At 40.0% G+C, this 24,521-nt stretch carries 16 protein-coding genes; 8 read left to right on the top strand and 8 right to left on the bottom strand.

The features are described 5' to 3' along the window. Positions 1-1,283: 1,283 nt before the first annotated feature. Positions 1,284-2,153, bottom strand: coding sequence for an OmpA family protein (locus GUY17_RS13120; protein WP_162023401.1), 870 nt, complete (start codon positions 2,151-2,153; stop codon positions 1,284-1,286). A 187-nt stretch (positions 2,154-2,340) separates the two neighbouring features. Here GUY17_RS13120 and rnt point away from each other — a divergent pair, with 187 nt between their 5' ends. Further along, entirely contained in the window at positions 2,341-3,006 is a 666-nt protein-coding gene (rnt, locus tag GUY17_RS13125) for a ribonuclease T (RefSeq protein WP_162023402.1), read from the top strand. Between the two features lie 124 nt (positions 3,007-3,130). Here the strand turns inward: rnt and GUY17_RS13130 are convergent, their stop codons facing one another. After that, positions 3,131-3,736 carry a peroxiredoxin gene (locus GUY17_RS13130; protein ID WP_011636928.1) on the bottom strand — a complete coding sequence of 202 codons (606 nt, stop codon included), beginning with the start codon at positions 3,734-3,736 and terminating at the stop codon, positions 3,131-3,133. Positions 3,737-4,126: 390 nt separating this feature from the next. On the opposite strand from GUY17_RS13130, the gene GUY17_RS13135 reads away from it, so the two are divergent. Then, positions 4,127-5,449 carry a Na+/H+ antiporter family protein gene (locus tag GUY17_RS13135; RefSeq protein WP_101086778.1) on the top strand — a complete coding sequence of 441 codons (1,323 nt, stop codon included), beginning with the start codon at positions 4,127-4,129 and terminating at the stop codon, positions 5,447-5,449. Between the two features lie 132 nt (positions 5,450-5,581). Here GUY17_RS13135 and upp read toward each other — a convergent pair whose 3' ends face one another. Beyond that, on the bottom strand, positions 5,582-6,208 hold the full coding sequence (gene upp, locus GUY17_RS13140; RefSeq protein WP_101086777.1) for a uracil phosphoribosyltransferase: 627 nt from the start codon (positions 6,206-6,208) through the stop codon (positions 5,582-5,584). Positions 6,209-6,449: 241 nt separating this feature from the next. On the opposite strand from upp, the gene purM reads away from it, so the two are divergent. Then, the gene (purM, locus tag GUY17_RS13145) at positions 6,450-7,487 is read left to right on the top strand and encodes a phosphoribosylformylglycinamidine cyclo-ligase (protein WP_101086776.1); all 1,038 of its coding nucleotides are present in this window, start codon (positions 6,450-6,452) and stop codon (positions 7,485-7,487) included. Continuing rightward, a complete protein-coding gene (purN, locus tag GUY17_RS13150; protein WP_101086775.1) occupies positions 7,487-8,131 on the top strand; it encodes a phosphoribosylglycinamide formyltransferase in 645 nt (214 codons plus the stop codon). The genes purM and purN overlap by 1 nt, the downstream gene beginning before the upstream one ends. A 145-nt stretch (positions 8,132-8,276) precedes the next feature. Here the strand turns inward: purN and cysB are convergent, their stop codons facing one another. Further along, on the bottom strand, positions 8,277-9,254 hold the full coding sequence (cysB, locus tag GUY17_RS13155; RefSeq protein WP_162023403.1) for an HTH-type transcriptional regulator CysB: 978 nt from the start codon (positions 9,252-9,254) through the stop codon (positions 8,277-8,279). Between the two features lie 389 nt (positions 9,255-9,643). Between cysB and GUY17_RS13160 the strand changes: the two genes are divergently transcribed. Together GUY17_RS13160 and GUY17_RS13165 are read left to right on the top strand one after the other, a co-directional pair. Beyond that, on the top strand, positions 9,644-10,423 hold the full coding sequence (locus GUY17_RS13160; RefSeq protein WP_101086773.1) for a hypothetical protein: 780 nt from the start codon (positions 9,644-9,646) through the stop codon (positions 10,421-10,423). Between the two features lie 552 nt (positions 10,424-10,975). Continuing rightward, positions 10,976-11,428 carry a DUF4878 domain-containing protein gene (locus tag GUY17_RS13165; RefSeq protein ID WP_101086772.1) on the top strand — a complete coding sequence of 151 codons (453 nt, stop codon included), beginning with the start codon at positions 10,976-10,978 and terminating at the stop codon, positions 11,426-11,428. A 1,043-nt stretch (positions 11,429-12,471) separates the two neighbouring features. Here GUY17_RS13165 and hrpA read toward each other — a convergent pair. The 3 genes from hrpA to GUY17_RS13180 form a co-directional block, all read right to left on the bottom strand. Beyond that, positions 12,472-16,347, bottom strand: coding sequence for an ATP-dependent RNA helicase HrpA (gene hrpA, locus GUY17_RS13170; protein WP_162023404.1), 3,876 nt, complete (start codon positions 16,345-16,347; stop codon positions 12,472-12,474). Between the two features lie 77 nt (positions 16,348-16,424). Continuing rightward, positions 16,425-16,841 (bottom strand): CBS domain-containing protein, encoded by a 417-nt coding sequence (locus tag GUY17_RS13175; protein ID WP_162023405.1) that lies wholly within the window; start codon positions 16,839-16,841, stop codon positions 16,425-16,427. Positions 16,842-17,012: 171 nt separating this feature from the next. Then, positions 17,013-18,047: an isoaspartyl peptidase/L-asparaginase family protein gene (locus GUY17_RS13180; protein ID WP_162023406.1), complete on the bottom strand. Its 1,035-nt coding sequence runs from the start codon at positions 18,045-18,047 to the stop codon at positions 17,013-17,015. Between the two features lie 188 nt (positions 18,048-18,235). Between GUY17_RS13180 and GUY17_RS13185 the strand changes: the two genes are divergently transcribed. Both GUY17_RS13185 and GUY17_RS13190 read left to right on the top strand, forming a co-directional pair. Further along, a complete protein-coding gene (locus GUY17_RS13185) occupies positions 18,236-20,026 on the top strand; it encodes an autotransporter assembly complex family protein (RefSeq protein ID WP_174839679.1) in 1,791 nt (596 codons plus the stop codon). Continuing rightward, on the top strand, positions 20,023-23,934 hold the full coding sequence (locus GUY17_RS13190) for a translocation/assembly module TamB domain-containing protein (RefSeq protein ID WP_162023407.1): 3,912 nt from the start codon (positions 20,023-20,025) through the stop codon (positions 23,932-23,934). Before GUY17_RS13185 ends, GUY17_RS13190 begins: the two co-directional genes overlap by 4 nt. A gap of 106 nt (positions 23,935-24,040) precedes the next feature. Here the strand turns inward: GUY17_RS13190 and rplY are convergent, their stop codons facing one another. Then, positions 24,041-24,328, bottom strand: coding sequence for a 50S ribosomal protein L25 (gene rplY / locus GUY17_RS13195; RefSeq protein ID WP_011636915.1), 288 nt, complete (start codon positions 24,326-24,328; stop codon positions 24,041-24,043). Positions 24,329-24,521: the final 193 nt, after the last annotated feature.

Genomic DNA, 24,521 nt, shown 5'->3' on the forward strand with positions numbered 1-24,521 from the left:
AGTACCAACACGCTTGTGAATATTGTACCGAGGGAAAAGCAGACTTTATTTTGCTCAAAATGCGCTAAAACACACTAAAAACCTCAGGAACTGTAAGAGATGAAGCTTTATTAATGTGTTTACCCAAAAATTTAACAATTTATTAAACAAAACATGTCATATAAATAGAATTGTTCCTGGTAACAACAGCATACTTTTACGGCCTAAAACTCACAAAAACACAATAATCAGGTAAAAGTAAACTGCGAATCCCCCTTACCATCGCACACTTTGCAAAATGTAAACGTGAATAAATGTTAAGCCGGTAAAATTCACCAACCTCTTTTTATCAAATACATTATCAATTGTTAAGTTAATAGCATTATCTTACTCATCTTGATGACCATATGCTGTGTGTTAAACATCAAGAAGAGATAACCGTAAAATCCCACCTTAAATATGGGTAGAATAATCATATCCATAGTGGTGTAGAGTAATATTTAACATATTAAAAGGAGTAAGCAGACTTTACAGCATGACGGGATATATACTATTTGTTAAATATTATTGTTTCCTAATTAACTAATCCGAATAGTTATGCATAAAATATAAGTAATAACCTAATAAAGCGCTATATAAGACGATTAGAGTATAAATAACATATCACCACAGCCACAAAGCATTAGCTTTACTAATGCTAATGCTTAATTTTTCTAGTTTGTCAGATTAGTGTATACATTCTATTATTGCCTCGTTTTCAGGACACATCTGATTCAGATGTTGAAAACCAAGAACTCCAAACTGATGTAACCCAATACCTCAGTTATCCCTAGTTCTTATGCTTGACTTCCTTCCTTAAATTTGTTGATTGCAAATTATTTAGCCCACTTGGATTAAGTGGGTTTTTTTTACCTTTTTTTTAGCATCTTTATAAACCCAAATGAGAAGCTTTGCGAAAAAAATTGTAAATTCGAGCGCTACTGATAGGTTGAACCCTTTCAAATGATCACCACGCAAAATACCCTTACATTTTTTATTGATTAGGCTCTTAAAGGAACGATGGTTCATTTATAAAGAGTATTGTCGATTTGGCTCAATTTAGTGTTATGAATGTTGAATAAATGCCGAGTAAAGCAGACTGATAAACATAGGGGAACTTTGGCTGTCGTATCAATACTATTTATTAGAAAAATAGCTGAATCAAGTTACTAGCAACATCGTGACTCAAGTAAATTGATATCTCAATCATAACCAGTAATAAGGATACTGCCCATGGCTGAGCAGTGAGTGATACATGAATGGGTTTATATAGGCTTGGTTATTTTAATCACGACTCTGCGGTTCATCTTACGTTCTTCAGCAAGATCATTGCCTGTTACATGGCGTTTTTCACCATGACCCGATGTATGAATCCGATCCTTAGGAATACCACTAGCAATGAGAATATCTTTCACTGAGTCCGCACGTTTATCTGACACCTTTTGGTTAACCGAGCGTCCACCGTAACTGTCGGTGTAAGCATCAATCAGTACAAGCTCGACTTCAGGGTCATAAGACAAATAACGCTGTATTTTCTGTAATTGTTGGGTAGAAAAACGAGTCAGATCTACCCCGCCTTCTTGGTAATTTAACACTGTAAAAGCAATATCATCAAAACTGTAAGGCAGTAAATTAGCCAAGCAGGCGCGAAATTCACGGTATTTACCGCCAAAATTAGCTGACGACAATCCCACGGCAATTTTAGCGTTGTGATTATACCAATCCGCATAATAAAACGTGGGCTCCATTCCTTGACTCAATTCATTCAACATCGACCAAGCGGCTTTTTTGGGTACTTCACCATTAAATTGCTTATTGTAAGTCAGTTGAGTGATTTCTTTAGAATTGTGTCCAGGACGCCAACTAGGGGCTCGACTAATTAATGTCGCGTTGGTCACCGAATCAGGTTTTAACCACATATCTAACGTAAAATGTAAATTTAGCTCTTTACCGGCATTACTGGTAAACACAGCACGCCCATAGTCAGGAATATCATGTTCAAGACGGCATTCTATCGGATTGTTCTCACCGATACGCCATGCTGAGTTTTCCAGTGACGCAACGTAGTGCCTCAAATCGGCATTAGCCGTTGAGCAAAGACACAAACTTGTGAGGACCATCAGTTTTCGCCACATAAAACCACCCTTTATACCCGATTACATTTGTTCTATCGGCCATAAAGTCAGTTCCTTTAGTAAACAATCATGTTTAATCGATGATAAAAACCACAATCAAACATGACACTGCGCTTGAGTTTGCGCATAATACTCGGCTTATATCATTTGCACCGATGAATGATAGCTATTGAGGATAAAAACTGTAATGACTGATATTTGCGACGCTAATAAGTTTAAACACCGATTTCGTGGTTATTTCCCTGTTGTTATCGATGTCGAAACTGCTGGGTTTAATGCTAATACCGATGCGTTGCTTGAAATTGCCGTCAGCTTACTAAAAATGAATAGTGATGGGATCATTGTACTTGATAGAACCCTTCATTTTCATATTGAGCCTTTTGAAGGCGCGAACTTAGAGCCTGCAGCTTTAGCTTTTAATGGTATAGACCCCACTAATCCACTTCGTGGTGCAGTAGACGAAAAAGTCGCTTTTTTAGAGATTTTTAAAGAAGTAAAAAAAGCCCAAAAAGCAGCAGATTGTCATCGCAGTATCATTGTCGCGCACAATGCCGCTTTTGATTTAGGTTTTGTTAACAAGGCTATTGAACGAAATGGTTTAAAACGTTCTCCTTTTCATCCTTTTGCTAGCTTTGATACCGCGACACTTGCAGGCCTTGCTATTGGACACACAGTATTAGCTAAAGCCTGTAAAATGGCAGGGATCGATTTCGACAACAATGAAGCCCATTCAGCATTATATGATACCGAACGTACCGCCGAACTATTTTGCCTTATAGTCAATCGATGGAAAGCATTGGGTGGTTGGCCATTAGCGGCTGTGGAAGATGATACCGACTCAGCAAGCGAATAATGAATACTCAGCCCTTTGATCTCATGCCAGCCATCTACACTCAGCTAGTGCGATAACAAATTATTAATTTTACCCAATAAAAAAGCTGCCGAAGCAGCTTTTTTATTGTCTCTAACTTGCTAGATTATAGCTTGTCAGAATTATCTTTTAGATATGCAGCAACACCTTCAGTGCTTGCAGTCATACCTTTTTCGCCTTTTGACCAGCCCGCTGGACAAACTTCACCGTGCTCTTCATGGAACTGAAGTGCGTCAATCATACGGATCATTTCATCAACGTTACGGCCTAGTGGTAAATCGTTAACCACTTGGTGACGAACTTGGCCTTCTTTGTCTACTAAGAAAGAACCACGGAAAGCCACACCAGCTTCTGGATGCTCTACGTCGTATGCTTTACAAATTTCGTGCTTAACATCAGCAACTAAAGTGTACTTAACTTGGCCAATACCACCCTTGTCTACTGGAGTGTTACGCCATGCGTTATGAGTAAACTGTGAATCAATAGAAACACCAATCACTTCAACACCACGTTTAGTGAACTCTTCCATACGGTGATCAAAAGCAATTAGCTCTGATGGGCATACAAAAGTAAAATCGAGTGGGTAGAAGAAAATAACTGCAGGCTTACCTTTAATTGCGGTAGCAAGGTTAAATGTGTCAACAATTTCACCAGAACCAAGAACGGCTGCTGCGGTAAAATCTGGGGCTGGACGGCCTACTAATACGCTCATTATCTATCTCCATTTAATGGCTTAAACACTCAACAACGGTATATGCTTATCGCAAAATGATGATCCACCAAGCAATTACCCATACCGTTGGGACTTATATCAGTCGTATACCATACATCTAAATTAACGGACTTATAAGTCATTTCAGATGAAAGTTGGTTTACTTGCTGAAAAATAAAACATGATGACCCATTAAATAATAAGTTTCAAATATGACAAAATGATTTGATAACAAGATTTCACTCATCACTATCAACAACCACATGTTAAACAGCAAATAATTCTGAGCTAACTATCAGCAAAAAATACCTAAAAAAGCGATATGCGCTGGACAAATAGACACTAGACAGTCAAGAATAGCGGCCTCACTTACTTTTAAGAAAAATGATTATGAATGCGGTTGTTATCGCGGTTTGCTTAATGCTGTTTTTAAGCTTTATTCGAATTAACGTTGTGGTCTCACTAACCATCAGTGCTGTTGTCGCCGGTTTAGTCGGTGGATTAGATATTCATCAAACAATTGCAGCCTTTAATGATGGCCTAGGCGGCGGCGCTCAAATAGCCCTAAGCTACGCATTGCTTGGTGCATTTGCAGCAGCGTTGTCACATTCAGGCTTAACAACATTGATTTCTCATTCAATTATAAAGAAACTCGGTAAAGAACCCAATAGTAGTAATACTCAAGTTGTACGTTGGTTGTTATTGGTCACAATATTATTGATGGCAGTTTCATCACAAAATATTTTGCCTATACACATCGCTTTCATACCCATTCTTATTCCACCATTACTGCATGTCATTTCAAAGCTACATATCGACCGCCGTCTTATAGCCTGTATTCTCACATTTGGCTTGGTCACCACGTACATGATTCTACCCATCGGTTTTGGCGGTATTTTCCTCAATGATATCCTGTTGGCAAATTTAAATACAAATGGGCTAAATGCAATCCGTGAACAAATTCCTAACGCAATGCTATTACCTGCTATGGGCATGGTTGTAGGTTTACTCACCGCAATATTTATTAGTTACCGCAAACCTAGACAATATATGATTGAAGAACCAGTGGTAAGCGACAATATTGAAACCACGATAAGTCGAAAAAGCCTAGTGATATCACTCTCAGCAATAGTGGTCACTTTAATTGTTCAATTACAAACTGATTCGATGATATTTGGTGCATTAAGTGGATTTATTATCTTTCGTTTTTCTGGAATCATTAAACACGAAGTAAGCAAAGACCTGTTTAATCAAGGTGTGCACATGATGGCCAGCATCGGCTTTATTATGATTGCAGCAGCAGGCTTTGCTGCAGTAGTTAAATCTACCGGGGAAGTTGGCACACTAGTGACCTCTCTAGGTGACATCATTGGTGACAACAAAGCGTTAGCCGCATTACTGATGCTTATTGTTGGATTATTGATCACCATGGGAATTGGATCTTCGTTCTCAACCATTCCCATTATTGCCACTATTTACGTGCCTTTAGCGCTCAGTTTTGGTTTTTCTGTCGCTGCAACCATTGCGCTAGTCGGTACCGCTGCAGCGCTTGGTGACGCGGGTTCGCCAGCATCAGATTCGACACTGGGTCCCACAGCTGGTCTTAATGCCGATGGGCAACATGATCATATTCGCGACAGCGTGATCCCAACGTTTATTCACTATAATATTCCACTGCTTGTTTTTGGTTGGATCGCTGCGATGGTGCTTTAACATTCAACAGATAGCTACGGCTTATCAAGATAAAAATAAAAACGGGAGCCTCACTAAAGGCTCCCGTTTTTATGGTCTCGTACATGATATTAATCATATCGAGCCTGGGTATCTATAATCTCGGATAACGAACTATTTGGTACCGAATATCTTATCGCCCGCATCACCTAAACCTGGCAAGATATAACCTTGCTCGTTTAAGCAATCATCAATCGCAGCGGTATACAATTCAATATCAGGATGCGCGAGTTCAAGTGCTTTAATGCCTTCTGGCGCAGCAACCAAAACCAACGCTTTAATTGAAGTACAACCACGTTTTTTCAGCAGGTCGATAGTCGCAATCATTGAACCGCCAGTCGCTAACATTGGGTCAACCACTAAAGCAATACGCTCTTCAACATTACTGACTATTTTTTCAAAGTAAGGTATAGGTTGTAGTGTTTCTTCATCACGATAAATACCCACTACAGAAATACGCGCACTAGGAAGATGCTCAAGAACGCCATCCATCATACCTAAACCCGCACGAAGAATAGGCACTACGGTCACTTTCTTACCTTTAAGTTGCTCAATAGTAACAGGGCCATTCCAACCTTCAATTGTCACCGTTTCAGTTTCAAAATCAGCGGTAGCTTCGTAGGTTAATAAACTGCCAACTTCAGTGGCAAGTTCACGAAATCGTTTGGTGCTGATATCAGCTTCACGCATCAAACCGACTTTATGACGTACCAGTGGATGCTTTACTTCAACGACTTTCATTTCTTTCTCCTAGATTTCTGACTATTTCAGGCAAATTTGACAAATGTTAGTCGATTTATCCTCTCTATAAAACATAAAGTTTCAAAATTGCAGTAAATCGTGACCTAAACCAATAAAAAATAGGCAATTCATCGTTTTCTTTATAGGATAAAGTAAAAACATGGCTTCCGACTAGCAGCACAAACTGGTAGAATATTGCCGCATAAAATTCCATAAAACGATGTACCCTAGAGGATCCTCCGTGACCACTCCTACCCCCCTAAGTTACAAAGACGCCGGCGTTGATATCGATGCAGGTAATGCGTTAGTAAACAACATTAAATCTGCGGTAAAACGCACTCGCCGTCCAGAAGTTATGGGCAATTTAGGTGGTTTTGGCGCATTATGCGAATTACCAACTAAATACAAACATCCAGTGCTTGTTTCGGGCACTGATGGTGTTGGCACTAAATTAAGATTAGCCATTGATTACAAAAAGCATGACACCGTCGGTGTTGATTTAGTTGCTATGTGTGTTAATGACCTGATTGTTTCTGGCGCTGAACCGCTTTTCTTCCTCGATTACTACGCAACGGGTAAGCTTGACGTTGAAACGGCAACCTCCGTTGTTAGCGGCATTGCAGAAGGTTGTTTCCAATCTGGTTGCGCATTAATCGGTGGCGAAACGGCAGAAATGCCTGGCATGTACGAAGGCGAAGATTACGATCTTGCCGGATTTTGTGTTGGTGTTGTTGAAAAAGCAGACATCATTGATGGTACCAAAGTCAAAGCGGGTGACTCACTCATAGCACTTGGCTCAAGTGGTCCTCATTCAAATGGTTACTCACTAATCCGCAAGGTATTAGAAGTCAGCAAAGCAGACCCTCAGCAAGATCTTGCTGGTAAGCCATTAATTGACCATTTATTAGAGCCTACCAGAATTTATGTTAAGCCTTTGTTGAAGCTGATTGAACAGTCAGACATTCACGCTATGGCGCACATTACCGGTGGTGGATTCTGGGAAAATATCCCACGAGTGCTTCCTGATGATTGTAAAGCTGTAATCAAGGGTGACTCTTGGCAATGGCCAGTGGTGTTCGATTGGATAATGACAAACGGTAACATAGCACAACACGAAATGTTCCTAACATTTAACTGTGGTGTGGGTATGGTTATTGCGCTGCCAACAGACAAAGTCGATGCTGCATTGGCATTATTAACAGCAGAAGGCGAAAATGCTTGGTTGATAGGTGAAATTGCTACGCGTCAAGGTGACGAAGAGCAAGTGGAGATCATCTAATGAGCCAAAGCTGTCGTGTTGTGGTACTGATTTCCGGTAATGGCAGTAATCTTCAAGCTATCATTGATGGCTGTGACGATAACCTAAAAGCTGACATTGTTGGTGTGATTAGTAACAAGCCGGATGCTTATGGGTTAATTCGCGCTCATCAAAGCGAGATTGATACCAGTTGCGTTATTCCTTATACCAATGAAGTACGCAGTGATTATGATGCGCGTTTATTGAAATCAATTGAAAAATACCAACCGGATCTGATTATTCTTGCAGGTTTTATGCGTATTTTGACAGATGATTTTGTAAGTCACTTCCTTGGAAAGATGATTAATATTCATCCATCATTATTGCCTAAGTATACCGGGCTTCACACGCATCAACGGGCTATTGATGCCGGCGATAAAAAGCATGGCGCTAGTGTGCATTTTGTTATTCCAGAGCTCGATGCCGGACCGGTAATATTACAAGCTAAAGTCCCTATTTACCCTGAAGATAATGCTGAAGTATTAGCTGAGCGTGTTCATGAACAAGAACATGCCATTTATCCTCTTGTAGTAAAATGGTTCAGCTTAGGTCGTTTAGCGATGGCTGATGGTAAAGCTTACTTAGATGGCGAGTTAATTGGTCCATCTGGTTACGCACCAGATTAATATCGATTACTAAGTTACTAAGTTACTAAGTTACTAAGTTACTAAGTTACTAAGTTACTAAGTTACTAAGTCTTTATGTTAAAAACAAAAAACCTCGCTAATTCGCGAGGTTTTTTTATACAATAAACATTGTCGATATACAGTGCTAACGTACCGGTAATGTCATGTCTGCAAACATTTCATCAATCAGTTGTTGATCACGAAGCGCGACCGCTTTTTCTACCACATCTCGGGTTAAATGCGGTGCAAAATGTCGCATAAAGTCATACATGTAACTGCGTAAAAAGCTACCACGTCTAAAACCAATTTTGGTTGTACTATGAGCAAACAAATGACTCGCATCAATCGCGACTAGATCTTTATCTACTGCTGGATCGATAGCCATTGAAGCAATAACCCCTACCCCTAACCCTAAACGTACGTATGTTTTAAGTACATCAGCACTGGTTGCACTAAACACCACCCGAGGATCAAGATCCGCACGCTTAAAAGACTTTTCAATTTCAGAGGCTTTATCAAAACCAAACACATAAGTCACCAGCGGAAATTTGGCTAAATCTTCAATACTAATTTTTGTCGATTGAGTCGCGAATGGATGGTCACGAGTCACAACAATTGATCGATTCCAATGATAACAAGGCAGCATAATTAAATCGGTATACAAGTGCATTGCTTCAGTAGCAATGGCAAAATCAGCATCACCTCTAGCCGCTTGTTCACTAATTTGTGACGGCGTACCTTGATGCATATGCAAATTAACTTTCGGATATCGTTTAATAAACTCTTTAATAATTTGTGGCAGAGCATATCGAGCCTGAGTATCGGTGGTGGTAATATTTAAATCACCCTGATTAGGCTGAGTATATTCTTCAGATACCTTTTTAATGCTATCGACCTTGCCAAGTATATCATTTGCAATATCAATAACTTGCTGACCAGCTGGAGTCACGTGAGTCAAGTGCTTACCACTTCGACCAAATATTTGAATACCTAATTCATCTTCTAGCATTCTAACTTGCTTACTAATGCCGGGTTGTGAGGTATAGAGGTTCTCAGCCGTTGATGACACATTTAGGTTGTGTTTAACAACCTCTGCAATATATCTAAGTTGTTGCAGCTTCATGGTTTTATCCTTTATTTAACCAGCACTCATCAGCAAAATATGCAAATAAGAACAAATCGATCGATGTTTCACATGGCAAGAACAGTTGTTCAACTATAATAAAACGTTATATGACAATTGAAATGTAATATAAATAGGAATAACGAGCAAGTAAAAATCACCTGCAATTTAATTGACTTAGCTTTTGATAAACATCCTTACTCAAATGTTTAATGATTTATCAACAAAACGACTTATTATTCAACGACAGCCGCGATAACATACGCTAAGATATAGAATCATTTTGATGCAGTTTTATTGCAATAATTTATTCCAGCATCAAAATAACTTTTAGCCATTGTCGTTTGGCTATATTTACCATGAGATATGAAAGATAAAATGGAACCTTTATGTCCTTAATTTTGGTATTAATTCTTATTGGTGCACTCTTATTGCTGATTATCGGCTTTAGTATTGTCCAACAACAAAAAGAGCGTGCTGAAGCTGAACGTCGAGTAGAAGTATCTCGCCAACGCGCCATTATAGATGAAACCGATGCAGTATTATCCAACACAGGTATGACCCCGTCTTCTAGCCACATTATGTTAGTACTCTATCGCCGCATTCAAGATGCTTTAGAACAATCTGTTATCCATGCATCAGGCCAATTAAAATCGGATTATGAGCGTCGCCTAGCTGACATTAAAATGCAAATAGCCACAGTATCGAATTCACCAAGCCAAGTCCCTGCAATTGAGAATTTTCGTTTACCTGATAATGATAGACAAGTTTTAGAATTAGTAAAAACACTGAAGAAACTTAAAGCTATTTTACGTGCAGAACATAATAAGGGAAAAGTTGATCCGTCTATTTTTGCTGAAGAAGAAATGCGTATCGACAATCTGCAATTAAGGATTAATGTTGATTCTATGATTAGCCGCGCTCGTGCAGCATGCTTTATGAAGCAGTACGGTTCCAGTAAACAAATGGTCACAAAAGCATTAAACACGTTGCACACTATTAAAGCGCAAACGCCAAATGATCCTTTTATTGCTCGTAAAGTCGATGAAGCTAAGCAGTTACTCGATGAAATAATGGGCGCTCAAAAACACAGTGAACCGAGTGCTCCAAAACCGAAAAAAGAAGGCGATGATCTTGATATGCTGTTTCAACCGAAAAAGAAATGGTAATTATCTTTATATTCGCTAACTAAAAAACCAGGTCTCCTTAGGAGGCTTGGTTTTTTTATACGCTAAATCTATTTAATATAAAAACTGCGTTATTTTTTAACCACACATAAAAAATGCAGTAATACAGTGAGTTAGTAAAATAACTTACGTTCGTCAACACAGTTGTCCACAGAATCTGTGGATAACTGTGTGAGACATTCCTTATCACTATGTTTATTAGCAATAATAAATCGGTATGAACAAACACTCTCTATCGTTGTTTCTATACAAGTCTTGTGCGTTGATACAATTAACTTATGACATGTCATTTTGATTGCGTCAAGCCATTAACTACAAAAGTATCCTCATTTGTAGTTAATCGAACAAATAATAGCTTATCAGTAAACTGAAATGAACCATTGATACTTTCAATATATTACAAAATATGAGCATATAAGGCTTTACGCTACAATTATTGATAATGATATTATTTAAATCGAGCCTATCCTTGTAAGCTATAGCATAAATCGAGATACTAGATAAAAATTATAATATCAGCAGTAAAAAAGCCTTATGTTAAAAATGACTTCCATTAAAATATTCTCTGTATTTCTACTGTTCATTCTCACTGCTTGCGGACAATCAGATGAATTTGGTCAACCTCAACTCACACCAGAACAAGTTTCTTTGGGTTTCTTCGAAGCTATTTATGTCGATCGTGATGTAGAGAAAGCTAAAAAGTTTGTCGCACCTGATATACAGGATGTTATGGATCATTATCATATAGCATCAGCGGTGCAACGACACGTATTAGGCTTATCCATGAAGCAAGTGACGATGTCTATTGATGAAATTGATATCGATTTTTTCCGAAAATTTACCGATGACGTGACTGTAATCGTTAAAATGCAAGGATTAAAAGGTGGAAGACAATGGATTGATGATCGAACCATTCGTCTGCATAAACAAGGCAATACCTGGATTATTGTTGAGATACTACCCGAAAAAGGTCGTATTGAAGGTTAGTATTGAGTCAAAACAGATTACCAAAATTAGCTAATTTTAGTGTTTAATCATGATGGGAGATTAAAAACAATTATCGTTCATTTCAGATACTCACCACTATGCGATATGTTTAAGCATTATAAATAATTGATAAAATAAACAATGAGCAATAACCAATAAAAATAGCAGCCTAGGCTGCTATTTTTATTTTTTGTCGGAGTATTTAATGCATCAACTGAGTTGCCAAAGCATTAATAAGCTCGTTCAATCGTCTTATTCTTCGTTAGAAGGTAAAGACTCTAACACGTCATCTTTCACTTGATAGTAAGCGTTTTCGTATTCATGAACTTCCATAATAACTCCAATCTTTTAGGTCGTTTTGTAGGTGTAGGCCTGTCTTTTTATAAACAACAACACGATATTGAATCCTTAATACTGACGACATCGTGTTAATGCTGGGGGGATGACATTTGCCTTACAGAGAGAAGAGTACCAATCACTTTCTTCTTGGCGCTGAGTATATCAATAGTCAGATCACTTTCAAACCACAATTACGAAAAACTTTCAGTTCTGTTTTGCGGATAGTCTAAATGTGACTTAAAATTGAGATTTTGCACTAAAAAAACAGAAAGTCTTTCAGAAATTGAGACGTAATCGACGTGACAACATACTAGCGCATTGCGATACAAGTCGACGGTTCCATTGCTGCTGTTAGGGCTAAATACCTATTACTATGCCCCTATAACAGCAACTCAAACTCTATAGTTCTGATTATTTATTGAAAGAATAATGCCCTTTAAAGATGAGGCCACAACATAATGAAATACTGGAGTGCCTCACTCAAAAATAATGCCCTGCACTCAGCCTGCATTATCAAAGCATTTAACGAATATAGCTAAGCTTTTGGTTTAGAATTAATAGTTAAAGCGGATTAGTTGCCAGGAAATGACAGGTCTTACAGGCATAACTAGAAATTGAATCAATTTGGGATAATAAAAAACCGACATCACCTAAGTGATATCGGTTTTATTCGCATCGTCATGCGATGGAGCAACGCATCAAGGTTACACTTGGCTGATGGAATTCAATACTCGCTTTTCTGAAATAGGATAAGCGGTACCTAATACCTGAGCAAAACAAGATACCCGGTACTCTTCTATCATCCAGCGAGCTTCAATGAGTGCCTCTGGGACCGGTTGTGAACGTGGCACTTTGGCTAATTGAGCCGTTAACGCCTCTTGTACTTTTGCAATACTGTGCATGTGTAATCGATCACGTGTTGGGTCAACAGGTAGCTTATCGAGTCTATTTTCAATGGCTTTTAAATAACGAACAACATCCGTTAATCGTTGCCAGCCACAGTCTTCGACAAATCCTTTATACACAAGGCTATCAAGCTGAGTTTGAATATCACTCATTGCAAATGCAATATCTAAGCTAATTTTGCCCTTTAGACGTTTTTTAATACGTTGATAAATTGTCAAAATTTGCTCTACATTGAGCGCAATGCTCTCTGCTGTTGGGTTAAGCTCTTGGCGAACCCACTCTTTTGCTTGCTCGAACTGCTGCTCATTGCGAATGTCTAGTTGCTTTTGATCTAACAACTGCTGTACCGCTGCATTAATAATATCTTCGATTAATATCTGCACTTGTCCAAATGGATTAAAGTACATTGCTAGCTTTGCTTTATTAGGCAAAGCTTGTTGCAAATGTTTCACTGGCGAAGGAATGTTTATCAACAGTAATCGGCGTAAGCCTACTCGATGATGACGCTTTGCTTCATGTTCATCATCAAATAACTTAATCGCCACATCGGTTTTATTATCAATCAATGCCGGATATGCTTTAACTTCGTAATTACCTTTGCGCTGCTGATATTGAGCGGGTAAATCGCCAAATGACCATGTGGTTATTGCCTCTTGCTCAATGCCTTTGTCAGCTACTTTACGTATTGCTTTAGCCACAACACCTTGCAGTTGGCCTTTTAACAGCTCTAAATCACGACCTTGGGCAACTAAACGACCATGGTCATCCTCAATCTTAAAGTTCATCTTAAGATGTTCTGTCAGTTGAGTTACATCAAAGTCGTCAGCAGAAATGCGTACACCGCTCATGCGCAGTAACTGTTTACACATGGTATCAAGCATCGATAACTCAAACGGCTTCATCGCTTGATAACATGCCCGAGCATAATCTGGGGCGGGAACAAAATTACGACGCAAATTTTTAGGCAAAGATTTAATCAGTGCAATCAACTTTTCTTGTCGTAACCCAGGCACTAGCCAATCAAAGTCACTGTCATCAATTTGATTAATCAGTGCAACAGGAATATGCACTGACACGCCGTCATCAATACTACCCGGTTCAAAATGATAACTGACAGTTAAGCCGAGATTACCTTTATGCCATATTTCTGGAAAATCGAGCGCAGATATATGGTCGGCACTACGCTGCATTAATAAGGCTTGGCTGTAATCGAGCAAGTCTGGCGTTTGTTGACGCGCTTTTTTCCACCAGGCAAAAAATAGTGGCCCATTATAAATGCCAACGGGTATTAGTGGTTCGTAAAAATCCACCAACACTTGTTCATCGACCAAAATATCTCGGCGGCGAGATTTATGTTCTAGCGACTCTATGTCATTAAGCAATTTTTGGTTATTAACAAAAAACGTTTCTTTCGTCTGTAACTGCCCTTCGGCTAAAGCACTACGCACAAAAATCTCTCGAGCTTCTATAGGGTCAATCGGCCCATATTGTACTCGACGGCGATTGACTATGGTCAAACCATAAAGTACCTGGTTCTCCAGTGCTATAACGCTTGCCGCTTTGGCTTCAAAATGCGGTTCTAGATAATTCTTTTTCACTAAATGAGATGCGAGTGATTCTAACCATTCAGGGTCTATTTTGGCACAACAACGCGCAAATAAACGTGAGGTTTCAGTCAGCTCAGCAGCCATTATCCACTTAGGACCTTTTTTCGCTAAAGGCGATCCCGGAAAAACAAAGAATTTACGGTTACGCGCCCCTAGATACTCGTTGTTCTCGCCTTTAAAACCAACATGGCTTAACAAACCTGATAATAATGCTCGATGTAACTGTTCATAACTGGCTGCACTGTCATTGATACGCCATTTCAATTCATGAACAGCTTGTTTCACTTGAGTGTATAAATCTTGCCATTCACGTACGCGTAAATAGGCGAGATATTCGTCACGACATTGTTTTCTAAACTGACTGGCTGATAGCTCATGCTTTTGATCTTTTACGTGATCCCATAACTTCACCCAGCTGGCAAAGTCTGAATCTTTATCCGCATAACGGCGATGACACTCGTCTGCTGCTTGTTTCTTTTCTGCGGGACGTTCACGCGGATCTTGAATCGACAAACCTGCAGTAATCACTAATACTTCGTGCAAACAACCCAATTTGTTCGCTTCAATGACCATTCGGGCTAAACGCGGATCGAGTGGAATTTTCGCTAAATCTTTGCCTAATGGTGTTAACACTAGGTCATTACCAGACTTTTTAACCGCTTGTAATTCTTCAAGCAATAAAAAACCGTCTCGAATGTGTTTTTGATCCGGTGGTTGAATAAATGGAAATCCGCCAATGTCACCTAATCCAATCGCCAGCATGTGTAAAATCACCGAGGCAAGGTTAGTACGCAAAATTTCAGGATCGGTGAATTCGGGGCGCTGAATAAAATCCATTTCATCGTAAAGTCGAATACAAATACCTGGGCCTACACGACCACAACGTCCTTGACGTTGATTGGCACTGGCTTGCGATATGGGTTCTATCGGTAAACGTTGTACTTTCGTACGGTAACTATAACGGCTTATGCGTGCGGTACCAGGGTCGATAACATAACGGATCCCAGGCACGGTTAATGACGTTTCGGCAACGTTGGTAGCTAATACAATACGACGGCCAATATGGCTTTTAAAGACTTTAGATTGTTCACCGTAAGAAAGGCGCGCATATAGTGGTAAAACTTCAGTATCACGATATTGCTGTTTATTGAGTAAATCAGCGGTATCGCGAATTTCACGCTCACCATTCATAAATATCAATATGTCGCCAGGACCCGCGGCCATTAACTCGTCTACGGCGGCAAAAATGCCATCACTGACATCTAAATCTTCATCAGTGTCGCGCACTAAAGGACGATAACGCGTTTCAACTTCAAATGTACGCCCAGACACTTCAATAACAGGTGCATTATTAAAGTGTTTTGAAAAACGATCTACATCTATGGTAGCCGAAGTAATAATGACTTTTAAGTCAGGACGTTTTTTTAATACCTGCTTCAGATATCCCAATATAAAATCAATGTTTAAGCTGCGTTCATGCGCTTCATCAATAATAATCGCATCGTACTGGTTTAAAAATCGGTCCGAGGTGAGTTCTGCGAGCAAAATACCATCGGTCATCAGTTTAATATAACTGTTGTCACTCATGGCATCAGCAAAACGAACTTTAAAGCCAACAACTTCACCTAATGGGCTGTTAAGTTCATCAGCAATACGATTCGCGACACTTCGTGCAGCAAGACGACGAGGTTGGGTATGGCCAATTAAGCCTCGAGTTCCTAAACCCAGTTCAAGACAGATTTTAGGTAACTGGGTTGTTTTACCAGATCCTGTCTCCCCCGCCACAATCACCACTTGATTATTGGCAATAGCAGAAGCAATATCGTCACGTTTTTGCGACACAGGAAGTTCATCTGGATAACTAATAATAGGTCTAGACTGTAAGCGCTGCTGCGCTTTTTGATAGGCTTGCTGCGCAGCTTCCGTTAACTGCGCTAACGTTTGGGATTTTTTTTCAGACTCGGCTTCTTTATTGACACGATACAAACGACGACGAATTTTAGCAGCATCGGTTTGATAACAAAGATTGAGATACGCCTTAGATAGCGGGTGAAGGTCCGAATTCAAATCTGATTCCCTTGCTTACATCAAAAAAAGCGATCCTAGCAAGGAAAACAGCAGAATGGTATTGATTTTAACGATTGTTAAGCTGGAGATAAGTAACACTGTTGCATATAAATATTCATCGCCTTAAGCACATTGGTCCGATTAATGGTTCCAATGACTTTTCCGGCACTCAATACAGGATAAATTTTTGGTTTAGAGCCTAACATTTGTTCAGCTAATTCCAATATACTTTCATCGGGAGTAACTGATAATACAGGGGTTTTCATACAATCTGCCACTGTACTGGTCATATCACAGTGGTAGCTACTTTTTAACATCACTGACAAGCAATCTTGTTGGGATAAGAACCCCACTAACTTTCCAACACTATCCACAACTGGCGCGCCGCTCTTATTACTTTCGAGTAGTTTCTCAACCGCTATTGCCAGTGACATATCTGCGGTTAACAGTATCGGACGTCTATCCATGTGATCTTTAATTTTTATTGAATCCATATTGCCCCCTAAATGCACGCTAATTGGCTACGTACTTAATAAATCTCGTCAATCAATTCAAAATGAATCAACATTCAAGTACTGACTTAATTTAAGTTTAGTCAATAATGGCTCAGTGGATAGAAAATAAAACCGATTGTTTTAATCGGTCTTTATCATCACAGCTAGGACTTACTTATCACGCCAGATCATGACTGTGGCAGCTTGGCCTTTGCTTCGAGTTGCACGATACATACCTTCGGTATTAAATGGCGTTGCGATATTGCCACGCTGATCAATTGCTATCACGCCTCCAGTTCCATCAGCTGATATTAAACGTTGATTAATGACTTCATCAGCCGCTTGAATAATCGATACTTGTTGGTATTTAACTCTAGCGCATATGTCACCCGCCACTTGATAACGGATAAAATACTCACCGTGCCCTGTTGCAGATACCGCACAGACACCATTTTCAGCATACGTTCCGGCGCCAATGACCGGAGAATCACCAATACGGCCAAAACGTTTTGCTGTCATGCCGCCAGTTGATGTCCCTGCAGCAAGGTTACCTTGCTTATCAAGTGCAACAGCACCCACGGTGCCGTATTTATAATTGGCTTTTAACTGTTCTACTGACGCCTGATAATCTCCGCCATTATTTTGCTCGGCTTCAATGATACTCGCCTTAGCATCAAGCAACTGTGCATAACGATGTGGGGTATCAAAATGACTGTTAGGCACTAAACTAAATTGTTGTGTTAGCGCAAATTCTTCCGCCCCTTGTCCATAAAGCATCACATGGGGTGATTTTTCCATCACCTTTCTTGCTAAATCAATCGGGTTTTTAATATGTTTAACCCCAGCGACGGCACCTGCATTCATAGTGTTACCGTCCATGACGGAGGCATCAAGTTCATGGCCACCATCAAAAGTATAAACAGCGCCAACTCCTGCATTAAATAATGGGCTATTTTCTAACACATTTATCGCAGATTGAACCGCATCAAGGCTGTTGCCGCCTTTATCTAACACTTTATATCCGGCATCAACTGCCTGTTTAAGTTTGTCGCGAATGGCTTTCTCTTGCTCAGGGCTTAGACTGGCTGCTGAAATAGTGCCGGCGCCACCATGGATTGCTATAGTAAAAGGTGTATCGTCTTTAGCAAAACTGCTATTGGACGTTAAGCTTAAACATAGCGCAATCGTTAAATATAATTTATTCATGTTAGAAAAATCCTTGAAGGTGGTTTATCTTTGTAACCATTTCTGTTTGTAATTTCAATCATATCCTTGCGACTTTTATACTTTGTAGCGACAATGGTCATCATCATCAATTTTGGAAAAGTTAGCTTAACTTGTCGACAAAACGCCTTAAAATTAGCCAATTCCTATTGCTTTCGTTGACATTGCTGATGTCAGGCTTGGTGCTGGCCGACGAAAATTGGTTAACGATTAACGTTACCGGCGTGCCGAAAAAAATTGAAAAGAACATTTTTGCTCATTTAGGCACACTGCCAGATAACGATGTTCAGCGGCGAGCATTTTTATTTACCGTTGACGATAACACCCATGATGCCCTTGAATCCATGGGCTACTACCATGCAATTTTAGATATTGATGTCAAAGAGAATGATAAAGGCCCTTGGGAGTTAAGCCTCAATATAACCCCAGGCGAACCGGTCATTATTCAATGGGTGGATATTAATTTTCAAGGTGACATGCTCCAAGATAATACTTTTTCGCTGTGGCTTAATAGCTTGAAAATAAAACCTGGTGATACCTTAAACCACGGTGTATATGATTCGATAAAATCACAGTTGATCACGTTAGCGCTGGCAAGAGGATATTTTGATGGTCAATACACCAAATCAGAAATCAACATTAATCGTGACTTAAATACCGCCCAAATTAACCTACAGTTTAATTCTGGTAAACGCTATTTATTTGGTGATGTTCACTTTGAAGGCAGTACTCTCAATGATGACATTGTTGAATCATTGATTCCTTTTGATGCTGATGCGCCTTACGCCACACAGCTATTAACTGAGTTTAATCGCAATTTATTAGATACTGGTTATTTTAGTAATATCAAAGTATTGCCACAGCTAAACAAAATAGATACTGGGGTAGTTCCGATTAAAGTTGAGCTAAGCCCTCGACCTAGCCATCTTATTGAAGTGGGTTTAGGTGCTGATATAGGTAATAGTACAGAAAACAGTGTTGATCCTCGTGTGCGAGTCACCTGGCGCACGCCGCAAATCAATCGCTATGGCCATTATCAAGAAACCAGTGCTGAATGGTCACCTGAGCGACCTAAGATTTTAACCACTTATACTATTCCGTTAACTCACCCCTTAGATGATCAACTGAAAATAAAACTCGGATTATTACGCGACACCTATGGTGTCACCCAAGATTACGACGCTGATAAACGCCAATTTAATAATACCGGGCAATTAGAGTCTAAAAAGTATCTCGTTGGCTTAACGCGTCAAAGGCGATCTAAAAGTAATTGGTTACATGGATATTCAATTGAATCCGTTAGAGAGTTTTATAATCAACTCGATACAGATTACGATCCACGTTTTTATTTGTTGGGTTTCAACCTCACCAAAACAGTTCGTGGTGACAACACGCTCGATCCCAAATCTGGGTATCGTCAAACTTACAGTGTTGAATACGCCGACCCGTCCTTAGGCTCCACCATCCGCCTAGCACGTTTACAAGCCCGATTTAAATGGGTAGAGACTATATTCGATAAACATCGTTTTGTTGCCCGGGTGGATTTAGGAGCCAATATTGCTGATAAAAACGATATGGCTAATATACCGCCATCGTTACGATATTTTGCCGGTGGCGACCAAAGCATACGAGGTTACAGTTACCAAGAATTAGGTCCCTATATTGACTACACCAACAGTGAAGGCGGCTTATCTCGACAGGTTGTCGGTGGGCGCTACTTGGCGATTGGCAGTGTTGAATATCAATATTATCTTACCCCGACATGGCGAGTTGCCACCTTTGTCGATGCTGGTAATGCTTTTGATACACAACAGTTTGAACCGGTAGTATCGGTTGGTGGAGGATTACACTGGATATCACCTATTGGCCCGATTCGAATGGACCTAGGTTTTGGCTTGAAAGAAACCGAGACAGTTGCACGTTCATATCGTTTCCATTTAACCATGGGAACTGACTTATGATAGATAAACATACTGAACAAAGTACTTTGCAACATAATGAGCAAAACGCTCAGTCACAAGAATCACTCAAGCCAAGTAATAAAAAAGCACCTAAATCAACCAGTCTATCTGCAAGAATTTGGCGCAGTATTAAGCTATCTACCCGAATACTGATTTATGTCCCTTTGGTATTATTGATGCTGTTTGCCATCATCATGGGCACCCCATTTGGTAGTAAAATGGGGGTGATGTTCGTTAATCAATTTGTCAGTGATATCGATGTTGAATATGCTTCAGGCACCTTAAATGATGATATCACGTTGCATCACTTGTCATGGTCAATGTCAGGGATTAGCGTCGAAGCTGATGATTTAACTTTAGAATGGGTGCCAACATGTCTGATTAACAAACAGCTTTGTGTCACAAATCTGCTGGCATCAAGTATTGATGTGAACATTATCAGTGATGATATTCCAGTAACCGAAAGCACCACTGAAACGGATGCTACTAACCAACCTTTTACCGAGCTTGAATTACCCATTGGCATTAATATCAGCCACGCCCAATTGGCCAATATTAATGTAGATGTTAATGGTATGACTTTTTATGCCGACAATTTAACGACTCAAGCTATCTGGAATAACGCTGGCCTTGTGGTTGAATCACTCACCAGCCAAGGGCTAATCGTCAACATCCCAGATGCAACATCAACACCCCAAACACGTTCTCAGCCAAATAATAAAGCAACAAAAAAAACCGCCGCGCCCAAAGAAACTTCATGGCCATTGGCTAACTTACCACAGGTGTTTATGCCTTTTCCTGTCAATGTGAGACAGTTTAATGCCACCGACAGTCAGCTCATTATCGGCCAGCGCAACGACCATTTTAGCCATATCGCATTAGCTGCCAGTTTTCGTCAATTTCAGCTTGGGATAACCCAACTAGACATTCAACATGATGATGGTGATGTGAGTGTTATCGGTGATATTAGCTTACACGATCATTACCCACTGACATTAAAACTACTTGCTAATGTCGAAAATCTGCCTGAGTTGCCAGGGCTTCAACAGCACCAACTCCGTGTAGATCTTACCCAAGACTTAAGCCAATTAAATATTAATGCCATCGCTAAAGGCGATAGCCATTTCAATCTTGCAGCCGACATTAATCTCACCACGCCGGCGCTTGAATACCAAGTAACACTGACCGATGCCGCTTTGCAATGGCCGTTAAAAAATCCCCAGTACACCAGCAATATTATCCACTTTACCAGTAAAGGTAATATAAAAGACCAAGTGGCGCGGTTTGAAGGGCAACTGACAACACCTTACCACCCTACTTTGGCAGTTATTGCAGATGTTGTTAACAACAATCAAAAGTTGACCATCAATAAACTCAATTTACAGTCAATCGCGGGCAACCTAGATCTAACTGGGCAGCTATCATATAAAGATGACATAACCTGGCAAGCCAATGTGCTTACCAACGACATTCAGTTGCAATATATTGATTATATTAATCAGCAAAATCCGATCAAAAGTAAATTCAGTGGCCATTTTAATAGCACGGGCAGCATTGCCGATAAGCAGTGGCAAGTGGCCATTCAAGACGCCGATTTAACCGGTCGATTAAATGGATACCCGTTGAACTTGCAAGGCGATATTTCATTAAATCAAGATTTTGCGATTAACGCGACAAACCTGCAGGCCAATGCCCTTGGCGCTCAATTAATCATCAATGGCCAAGCAGACAAAACATGGGACATCGATGCCGAACTTAGCGTTCCCGATGTCAGTCAGTGGCTAAAAGGCGGCCGCGGCAATATTTTTGCAAAAGTTGTTGTTACGGGTAATAGTGCCGACCCAATTGTGGATATTAACGCGCAAATCAGTCAATTCAGTTACCAAGGAAGTAAAATTGACAGCCTTGATTTACTGGCTAATTATCGTCCTTATTCGCAGCATCAATATCGGATAGAACTGCATAATAATCTTGTATGGGACAGCTATAAGCTAACAGATATCGCATTCATCAGTGAAGGCAATCAACATCAACAACAAAGCACACTTAATACTCAAGGTGATGTGGTCATCAATACTCAAATGGCCAGTATTAGTAATATTGATAAACAACAGATCAATGCCACATTAACAGAATTCAATATCAGTAATGCTCTTGGGCAATGGCAACAAGATAAACACATTACCTTCAGCTGGGATCAGCTCAATAATCGTGGCAGTGTGAGCCGTTTTTGCTTAGTGCATCCACACAATAAATTGTGCTTAATCAATGATGTTAATTTAGGTCACACTGGCCAGGCTAATATTACTTTTACCGGTAATCCCGGTAAAACATTGGCACCTGTGTTGTCTAAAAAAATCACTTGGAGCGGTGAAGCAGCGCTAACCAGTCAAGTTAATTGGGCTAAAGGTAAAAAGCCCACTGCTAATGTTCAGTTTACGCTTTTACCGGGCAATATTAAGCTAAGCCGCGCCAAAAACAACACCATCAGCATCGACTACCAGCAGTTACTATTACAAGCATCGCTTGATGAGAAACAAATTACTAGCTCATTGAGTTTCGATTCATCCGGAATCGCCAGTTGGCAAAGCCAACTGAGTGTCAACATAACGCCCGATCGGACCTTACAAGGTACCATTAATGTTAATGAACTTAATCTCGCTCCTTTTGGAGAGTTCTTTCCAAGGCTAGAAACCTTAGAAGGCATGTTATCCAGTCGATTAAATTTATCCGGCACCCTTATGGACCCTAATGTCTCGGGTAATATTAAACTCAGTGACGGTGCATTTGCCTTATCCACTAACCCAACATTAATCGATAAACTGTACTTGTCACTGGCTCTAGAAGGCCAGCAAGGACAACTCAATGGCCAATGGCATATGGGTGACGGACAAGTGAGTACGACAGGTACCCTTGCTTGGCCTCAAGGGAAATTTAGTGGTGACATTGATATTAAGGGTGAAAATTTAGCGGTAATTCAACCACCAATGGCAATATTAAATGTCTCTCCAGATATTAATATGACCTTTGATGAGCAACTGTTTGCGATAAAAGGCAAAGTTGACGTGCCATCAGGACAAATAAAAATTACTCAGTTAGCTGAAGGAGGCGTTGCGGTATCGAACGATGTGGTATTTAACGATTCAGTGTCTGAACAAACCGTTAAAACCAGTCCTTACGCCGTTACAGCCGATTTGAATATCAGTGTCGGTAAACGCCTTACTATTGATGGTATGGGTCTTAAGGGAAGGCTAGAAGGCGATCTGGTACTAAAACAGCAAGCTTTTAAGCCGCCCATGTTATTTGGTGATATTAAAGTCAACAAAGGGACTTATAAGTTTATGGGGCAAACCTTAAGTATTAATACTGGTGAAGTCCAATTTATTGGTCCAACAGAATTGCCAAACCTAAATATAGAAGCAACTAGAGACATTAAAGAGAGCGATATCACCGCCGGTGTTCGAGTCACTGGTACCCCAATGCGCCCAGTGGTCACCTTATTCTCTAATCCAGCAAAAGAGCAAGCCGAGGTGCTTTCTTATATTTTGACGGGTAAAGGTTTTACCAGTACAACCAACCAACAAAGTAACTCACTAATGATGGGAGCCGCGCTCAGTTTAGGTTCACAATTTGATGGTGGAGCAATGAATAGCATTGGCAGTACTGCGACAGGACTGATTGAAAAGTTTGGATTTTCGAATGTACAACTTGATACTAATGATGACGGAAAAGTGGCCGTGAGTGGGTATATAGGTGAAGACTTAATGATTAAGTATGGCGTGGGAGTATTTAACCCCGGTTATGAAATGACCGTACGATATTATTTGTTTTCACAATTATATTTAGAGAGTGTGTCTAGCACCTTAAGTCAATCACTGGATATCTACTATAGCTTCGAAATCGATTAGCATTTGGCATTTGGCATTTGGCATTTGGCATTATAAGAATAAATTTAGCGATAAACATTCAGTCATAAAAAAAGCGCCCTAAGGCGCTTTTTTTTCACATTTGCGATTAAGCAAACATAAAGTCAATGTGTTCAACCAATTGCTTGAATGCGTGACGTTGGATAGCTTTTACACGAACTTTAACTTCTTTACCTTCAATAGAAACGGTTAAGTCAGTTGTGTAAAAGTCATCATTTAACTGGATGTTAATGATGTCTTTGTGTTCAAACTTGATTGATACAGGCTCTTTACCTGGACCATAAATTACTGCAGGAACTTTACCGGCATGACGTAGGCGGCGGCTCGAACCTTTCCCGATTTCTGTGCGGGTTACTGCGTTGATTGTGTAAGACATTAGTCACTCACTTAATAATTAATAAAGTATGAAGGCGTCATCATTTTCGACCAACGATGACTCAAATAAAGCGCACGGATATTACCACAGCCATTATCAACCCACAAGAAGATATACCAACCCTATTAAATATGTGCTCTTTCAGCGGGAGTTCAAAGTGCTGTAGGCAAGGCAGATAATTGAAACGAATAGT

It is taken from the genome of Shewanella sp. Arc9-LZ, from assembly GCF_010092445.1.
In the GTDB taxonomy this organism is placed as follows: domain Bacteria; phylum Pseudomonadota; class Gammaproteobacteria; order Enterobacterales; family Shewanellaceae; genus Shewanella.